The 7,390-nt window shown below is 41.7% G+C and carries 7 protein-coding genes; 1 reads left to right on the top strand and 6 read right to left on the bottom strand.

Features of this window, described 5'->3' with window-relative positions:
* Positions 1-318: 318 nt before the first annotated feature.
* The 5 genes from ACYVAA_RS21640 to ACYVAA_RS21620 all read right to left on the bottom strand — a co-directional run bounded on the left by ACYVAA_RS21640 (position 319) and on the right by ACYVAA_RS21620 (position 4,756).
* On the bottom strand, positions 319-1,209 hold the full coding sequence (locus tag ACYVAA_RS21640; protein ID WP_460545883.1) for a Ppx/GppA phosphatase family protein: 891 nt from the start codon (positions 1,207-1,209) through the stop codon (positions 319-321).
* A gap of 121 nt (positions 1,210-1,330) precedes the next feature.
* Positions 1,331-1,540: a hypothetical protein gene (locus tag ACYVAA_RS21635; RefSeq protein ID WP_460545881.1), complete on the bottom strand. Its 210-nt coding sequence runs from the start codon at positions 1,538-1,540 to the stop codon at positions 1,331-1,333.
* A 92-nt stretch (positions 1,541-1,632) separates the two neighbouring features.
* Positions 1,633-2,628, bottom strand: coding sequence for a TerC family protein (locus tag ACYVAA_RS21630; protein WP_460545879.1), 996 nt, complete (start codon positions 2,626-2,628; stop codon positions 1,633-1,635).
* Positions 2,629-2,695: 67 nt separating this feature from the next.
* A complete protein-coding gene (locus tag ACYVAA_RS21625; protein ID WP_460545877.1) occupies positions 2,696-4,477 on the bottom strand; it encodes an SLC13 family permease in 1,782 nt (593 codons plus the stop codon).
* A 3-nt stretch (positions 4,478-4,480) separates the two neighbouring features.
* Positions 4,481-4,756, bottom strand: a complete 276-nt coding sequence (locus tag ACYVAA_RS21620) for a DUF202 domain-containing protein (protein ID WP_460545875.1) — start codon at positions 4,754-4,756, stop codon at positions 4,481-4,483.
* Positions 4,757-4,804: 48 nt separating this feature from the next.
* Between ACYVAA_RS21620 and ACYVAA_RS21615 the strand changes: the two genes are divergently transcribed.
* The gene (locus ACYVAA_RS21615) at positions 4,805-5,713 is read left to right on the top strand and encodes a DUF3078 domain-containing protein (protein ID WP_460545873.1); all 909 of its coding nucleotides are present in this window, start codon (positions 4,805-4,807) and stop codon (positions 5,711-5,713) included.
* Positions 5,714-5,993: 280 nt separating this feature from the next.
* On the opposite strand, the gene ACYVAA_RS21610 is transcribed toward ACYVAA_RS21615, so the two are convergent.
* On the bottom strand, positions 5,994-7,390 hold a 1,397-nt coding region (locus ACYVAA_RS21610), incomplete at its 5' end, for a DUF4301 family protein (protein ID WP_460545871.1).

Below are 7,390 nucleotides of genomic sequence, written 5' to 3'. Positions count from 1 at the left end.
CTGCGCCTCCTTTGTTGTCTTGCCTGCCTGGGCAGACAGGCCCGGGGTTATCCATATAGCACCCCTTCAGGGTGCTCCTGTGATTGTTTTTTTAATAATGGTTATAGCCCTGTAAGGGCAAAACATTTATAACCCTGGGTGCCAACCCAGGGCCAGAAGTGTCTAAGTTGTCCGCTTTAGCTGATTTTCCTGTTAATTGTGAAAAATCTTTTCCGCTAAAGCAAGGGCCTCTTTGGACATCAAGTCATTTAGATCTTCTTAATAACTTAAATTTGATTACCCACAGTATTCCATATAGAACCTTTTTTGTTGATCAAATCAAATTGGGGCGACTTTTGATTTATTACGTTCATAAAGCACGTTCATCAGTCCGTCTTTCAGGCCTACATCGGGAACGATCATTTTATTGGCATTTGCGGCTTCCATGGCAGCCAAGTAAATATTGGAAGCAGGAATGATCACATCTGCCCGGTCCGGATTGAGGTTGAGCAGATTGATGCGCTCCTCATAACTGTACTCCTCCAGATAGGCCTTGATTTCCTTGATTTTGCTGATATCGAGGTACCTTTTGTTTTTTCGGGGATTGGACAACTCAAAGACCTTGTTGATATTACCACCGGTACCAATACAAGTAATGCGGTGTTTTTTGTCCACGTTTTCCTGGATAAAGCTTTTCATCGCATTCCACACCTTAGGGGATTTGCCATTATCCAGGGTTCGGACCGAGCCTATTTTAAAAGATTTGCTGGCAATCTTTTTTTGGTTTTGGTAGATGTTGAGTTCCGTACTGCCACCCCCTACATCAATATGCAGGTAGGGTCTGTGGTCGATATAACTCCACAGGGCTATATTGATAAGGTCTGCTTCCTTGTTGCCATCAATGATCTGGATTTTTAACCCGATGTCCTCTTTGACTTCATCAGCTATTTCTCTGCCATTATCTGATTCACGCATGGCGGAGGTGGCACATACCATGTAGTCGTCCACTTCGTATAAGTCGATCAAGAGCTTATAGGCTTTCATCAGCTTTACGAATTTTCGCCGATTGAAGTCACTGATTCTTTTATCATGAAAAACATCTTTTCCAAGCCTTAGAGGAAACCTGACATATTCGATTTTTTTGAAATTGATGTTGTTTTCATAATGGGTTACATGGGTGATTTGCAGTCTTATGGCATTTGACCCTATGTCTACTGCTGCTAGTTTCAAATTTTTGGTAGGTTAGTGTTTAGATCAATCAATTGGCAGTTTTCATTGGTGGATGAAAGCTGCTCGAGACATGGTCTTGGGCATAAAATTAAAGGAAAAGAGATGAATTTTCCCGAAGGGCCTATCTTTTTCTTGAAAGAATGAGTGTGCCGATACCTGCCAGTACTGCCACTGCCCCAGTATATGGGGGCCAATTGATGTTGTTTTCCTTTTCTGTATTGATATGTATTGGCCCAATATCGATCAAGTTTTCTTCTGTGGTAATGGAAAATCCCGATACCATAAACATTAATACCCCTATAATAATCAGTGTAATTCCTAAGGCTTTCATGTGCAAGGTCATTTGTTCAGCATTTTACAGAACAAAAAACTTACCAGAAGTAAAATTATTCTTTAAGGATCTTGAGGAAATGGAGTCGATAATTATTTTCTAACGTTGGCATAAGCCCTTTGGAGTTTGTATTTCCGAAGGGAGAGTAGTATGCAGACTGCCAAGATGATGCCGACAATCAATAGGGAAAAAGTGGAAGGAATATGATAGATCGAAGAGAAAACCATTTTAGTCCCTATAAAAGCCAAAATAGCAGCAAGCCCATACTTCAAATAAGAGAACATCTCGAATGCTCCTGCCAGTAGGAAATACAAGGCCCTTAAACCCAAGATGGCAAAGATATTGGAGGTGTAGAGGATGATGGGATCGTCCGATACAGCAAAAATGGCCGGGATAGAATCCACTGCAAAGAGTAAATCGGTAAATTCAATTACCGCCAGGACAACCAGCAATTGAGTGGCTAACCTTTTTCCATCTATCCGGACAAAAAAGCGGCCTTGATGAAATTCAGGACTTACCCTGAAGAGCTTATGGATCAATTTTGTCCCAACAGAATGGTTATAATCTGCCTGCTCTTCCTCGGATTCAGGTTGCCAGGACTTCCAGCCTGCATAAATTAAAAACAGTCCAAACAGGCTCATGACAACATTAATATGTAATGTTTTTCCCGCCAGCTCAAAAGGAGGGAGGTAGCTCATTTCGATCAGGGTTACACCAAAGAAGATGAACACTGCCCTCATGACTATGGCGCCTATAATGCCATAGAAAAGGACCTTGTGTTGGTAAATGTCCGGGACTTTGAAAAACCTGAACACCATGATGAAAACGAATAGGTTGTCAACGCTGAGAGCCTTTTCGATCAGAAAAGCGGTATAATACTGTGAGGCTTTTTCTGCCCCTAGGTTATAAAAGATATAAGCACCAAACAGCAGTCCCAGGCTTATCCAGACCAGCGACCATCGTGTTGCTTCTTTTATACTGACTTTGTGGGCCTTTCTGTTGAAAACAAAAAGGTCAACGGCAAGCAAGGCGATGATGACGATTATAAAACTGACCAGTGTTCCAGCTTCTTCTTTAAAGTATTCCAATTGTTGCAGGTTTAAGCTGCAAAATTAAGGAATTGTAGCACAGTCAGAAATAGCGGAAGGGCTATTTTTAAAATGGGAAGAAAATAGGGATACACATGCTGGCTATGATCCAGTATAAGAGGTTCAGCGGTGTACCTACAAGGAGGTAGTCCGTGAATTTGTAATTACCGGGAGTATAGATCATGGTATTGGTCTGGTAGCCCATGGGCGTCATAAAGCTAAGAGAAGCTCCAAAGGTGACGGCCATCAGAAAAGGCCGGTCACTCACTTCCAGGGCACTGGCTATGGAAATAGCGATAGGGGCCAAGAGCGCAGCAGTGGCATTGTTGGACATGACATTAGTAGTCAAAAACGTAATGGCAAAGACAATGCTCATAATGGTTTGGGGGCCATAGGTGTCAAGTTGCTCAACCAATTCATTCGCCAAAAGGTTGGCTGCTCCGGTTTTTTCCAGTGCGGTGCCCATAGAAAGGATTCCGGCCAGCATAAACAGTACCTTCCAGTCGATGGCTTGATAGGCTTCTTCTGTACTGATACACCTAAACATGATCAATAAGACCACGCCACAAGTAGCAGAAACAGGGATGGAGAGTACGTTCAAAGCAGCAAGGGTGATCACTGCCGTTACAATCATCATGGTGAAAGCGATTTTTCGCCAGTTTAATCGTGGGGTATTGGCTTCAGAAATGATCAGAAGGTTGTCTCCCCTTTTAATTTGGCCTACCACATCCTCATCACCCCTTACTAAGAGCACATCACCAGCAGATATTTTTGTATGCTTTAGCTTTTTGTTCAGGATATCATTCCGGTGCCGGATGGCCAAAACCGTCAGGCCTGGATAAGTGGACCTGAAATCCAGGGATTTTACGGTATTGTTGATCAGGTTGGAATTGGGCGGGACCACCATTTCATACAGCTTATATCCTTGGGATTTGAAGTCTTCATCTTTCAATTTTAGGTCTATCTTGAGCTCTATTCCGGGGACATTTCGGATCCTGGTCAGGGTTTCCTTGTCACAGCTTACCCTAATGGTGTCGTTGATCCTGATGACGGTGTATTTGTAAGCATTGATGACTTCTCCATTTTCACGGATGATCTGTATGGCTTCCACATTATAGTCATTAAAGAACTTTGAGGTATTAATGGAGGTGCCGATATCTTCAAATTTATTGGTGACAAATATTTCAGTGATATAATCTCCAAGGTCAAAGGTCTCTGAAAGTTCTCTGGAGGGCTGTCTGGTAGGGACAAGCCAGCGTCCTATGGTCATCATGTAAGCAATCCCGGTGAGAAGAAAAATGAGGCCCATGCCGCTCATCTCAAAAATGCCAAAAGGTTGGAGTCCGTTACTTTGTGCTATACCGCTGACAAGGATGTTTGTGCTGGTCCCAAGTAAGGTGCAAACTCCCCCCATCAATGAACCGAAGGATAAGGGCATCAAAAGTTTGGAAGGAGGGATTTGGGTGTCTTTGGATATCTTGAGTATGGTAGGCATCAAAAGGGCGACCACTGCTGTATCGTTGATAAATGCAGAAAGTATCCCCGCCGAAATCATCAAGGTCAGCAGAAACATGAATTCATTGTTTCGGCTCATTCGGAGAAAAATAAGGTTAATGGAGTTGAGTGAACCGGTTTTGAAGACGGCTGCACTGATGACAAACATGGCACAGACAGTAATGGTGGCCGGGTTGCTAAAGCCGGCTACTCCTTCCTCAAAGTCCAGCACACCCGTGACCATAAAAGTGACCATGACCATGATGGAAACGGTGTCTATGGAGAACTTTTCGGATAGGAAAAGCACCAGGGCGATACCAATGATGGTAAGAACGATGATGATTTCTGTTGTCATAAGTTACATCTTGGCATAGTGCCCTTTTTTAATTTTTCTACGAATGGTGATAAAATTGGTGAATCCCATGATTAAAAAGACAACACTGATGCCAAAAGACAAATAGCCAAATTCTTTGATGTTCTCCAGGTCTTCTACTTTGACCAAGGCAGTCCCACTGACCAAAAAGTAAAGACTTGTTCTGATATAGGATAATAGGGTCCGGTCATTGGCCATTTTGGTTCTTTGCCGAGCCAAATAATCTCTGACGATTAATTCGTTTTCAGATTCTTTTTCCATAATTTTGAACAGTGCTTTTGTTTCAATTTCTTAATAAATCTATTAAAAATGCGTTTTTCAAAGAAGAAATTTTTATTTGTATTGATCTGGATGACTAGTGTTTGTGGAACTTATGGCCAAGTTGAGGTCGATGATACTGTAAAAACTGCAAGTGATACTTCTTACTGGGTGAAAGAGTTTTCCGGAGGTCTTAATTTCAACCAGGCAGCATTTAGTAGTAATTGGAAGTCCGGTGGGGTGAATTCAGTTGCCCTAGGTACCATTCTTGCAGGAAAAGCGAACTATGCTAAGGAAAAGTGGACTTGGGATAACCAGGCCGAATTGCTGTTTGGAGTGGTGAAAAACCAAGGCGAGCAGTCCAGAAAGTCCAATGACCGAATATTTTTCGATTCCAAGGTAGGATATAAGCTTTCGAAAAATTGGGGAACTTATTTCTCCGCCAATTTCCTTTCTCAGTTTGCCAAAGGTTATAACTATGGAGAAGATGAAAGGACCTTGATATCCGATTTTATGGCGCCCGGATATTTGACCACCTCCTTGGGTATCGAATACAAACCAAGTAATGAGTTCAACTTACGGATAGGCCCCTTTTCTCCGCGATGGACTTTTGTGACCAATACCGACATTGCTGCTAATGTTCCGGATAATTACGGGGTTCCGGTAGGAGATAAAGTACGCACAGAATGGTTGGCTTTACAGGTTTTTGCTGAGTGGGATAAGGATATTGCCGAGAACTTCAATATCAAATCCCGGTACCAAATGTATGCAAACTATGAGACGCTATCATTTGAAAATATAGACCATAGATTGGATGTGACTTTGACGGCTAAGATCACTGAATTGATCAATGTGACATTTACCAGTATCAACCTATACGATATCGACCAGGATGCAGGAATACAGTACAGCCAAGGCCTGGCTTTGGGTATACTTTATAAGGTGAGCAACAAAAAATAGCCGATAACATACCTTTTTTATAAATTATTTTGAATGCAGGTAAAAATTACTATTTTTGTTTAACTGTGGTAGTTAAATAATAGTTGGTTTAGTTTTCAAAAATAAAGAGCAGAGAATTTTTCTCTGCTTTTTTGTTGATATACAGTGGTTTATCTGTTGGTGGTCAGGCGGCAACTGGCAGGTTCTAAACCATAATTCCAAGACCTGGAATCCGGGTAAAAAAAAAGTCCAGATCTGATAGTGTTTCGGATCTGGACTTTATTTTGATAGGGGGTATCACTTATTGGTGCTGTTCTCTTAATAAGTCGTTAATGGTTTTGACAGGATTAAAAGTTTCCAAGGGTACTTCTACAAAAATGGTGTTCCATCCCGCCATAGAACCGTTCCAAAGTCCAGGCAGTTCCTGCGCTTTCAGTTCTTTTCCGTTTTGGGATTTTGCGGTAATAAACCCTGTGTCAGGATCTCTGAACTCCAACAAGTCAAACTTTTCTCCTTTGAAATTTTTAACACCGCAAACCAAGTCGGTAGGGTTAAAGTGTGAGGAGTTCTTCAATATATTGACATGCTCAGGATTGTTCATGTCCAGTTGGGCGGTTTCTCCAATCTGAAGTGAAAGAGCCCCATCCTTTTCCTTGACCCAAAAAGGTCCCCCTCCAGGTTCTCCTGTGTTTTCTACCATGCCACAAACTCTGATAGGTCGGTTAAGTTTGCTGTAAAGGTATTTTGTTTGATCTTCAATGGATAGCTCCCCAAAATCCGCCGGTACCTTGAAGCCCAATTTGTTTTCCAGTAAGGCTACTGCCTTGTGGATAAGTTGGGTGTCGCTGGAACTTTCCAGTTGAGCCAACAAATAAAAAACTTCTGTCTGTACATCCAATAAAAGACTTCCAATAGCGATTTTATATCTCCTGGTCGTTTCTTTTAAGTGATCGGGAACGACATTGTCGATGTTTTTTATAAATATAATATCTGCGTCGATCTCATTAAGGTTTTCGAGCAAAGCGCCATGGCCAGCTGGCCGGAAGAGAAATTCCCCATTTTCCAAAGTAAACGGAGTATTATCCAGGTTGACCGCAATGGTGTCCGTTGATTTTTTTTGCTGAGAGAATCCCACTTCGAAATTCACCTGGAATCGTTCTTTGAGCACTGTTATTAAATAGTCCACCTTATCAGCAAATTTATCCTGGTGTTCAGGAGAAACCGTAAAATGAAGCCTTACAGTATTGTTTTTGCCAAGGCTGTATTGAATTCCTTCAATAAAATGTTCATAAACAGGGGTGCGGCAACCTTCATCGTATCGATGAAACTTCAGTAATCCCTTTGGAAGGTTACCATAGCCAAGTCCTTTGTCCTGAAGTAAATAAGTGATGATGGTGGGGTAATCTTCCTTTCTAAGCAAGTCCTCGATGTCCATTCCTGCTTCCGAAAGTACTTCTGATAAGTCTTTGAAAAATGCAAACGATTTCAAATTTGAAATAAATTTTTGAACAAAAGGATGTTTTGTGATAGATTGATCATCCGATTCCAAATAGGAAAACAAATCGCGGAACATTCTTGTTGCAGCCCCACTGGCAGGAACAAATTTGACAATTTCTTTTTCAGCTGTTTTTTGACCGTAACTTTCTAAAAAGCCTTCTATTTCCTGAGCCGAGAGGGTAGTAATGCCATTCCCAATAC

It is taken from the genome of Echinicola sediminis (assembly GCF_054777495.1).
The sequence above is the reverse complement of the archived record's forward strand: the minus strand, read 5'-3'. Positions and strand labels throughout refer to the sequence as shown.

Bases quoted from the DNA above. Each gene is read 5' to 3' on its own strand.
- ACYVAA_RS21635 (WP_460545881.1), bottom strand. From the start codon at position 1,540: ATGAAAGCCTTAGGAATTACACTGATTATTATAGGGGTATTAATGTTT.
- ACYVAA_RS21625 (WP_460545877.1), bottom strand. From the start codon at position 4,477: ATGACAACAGAAATCATCATCGTTCTTACCATCATTGGTATCGCCCTG.
- ACYVAA_RS21620 (WP_460545875.1), bottom strand. From the start codon at position 4,756: ATGGAAAAAGAATCTGAAAACGAATTAATCGTCAGAGATTATTTGGCT.
- ACYVAA_RS21615 (WP_460545873.1), top strand. From the start codon at position 4,805: ATGCGTTTTTCAAAGAAGAAATTTTTATTTGTATTGATCTGGATGACT.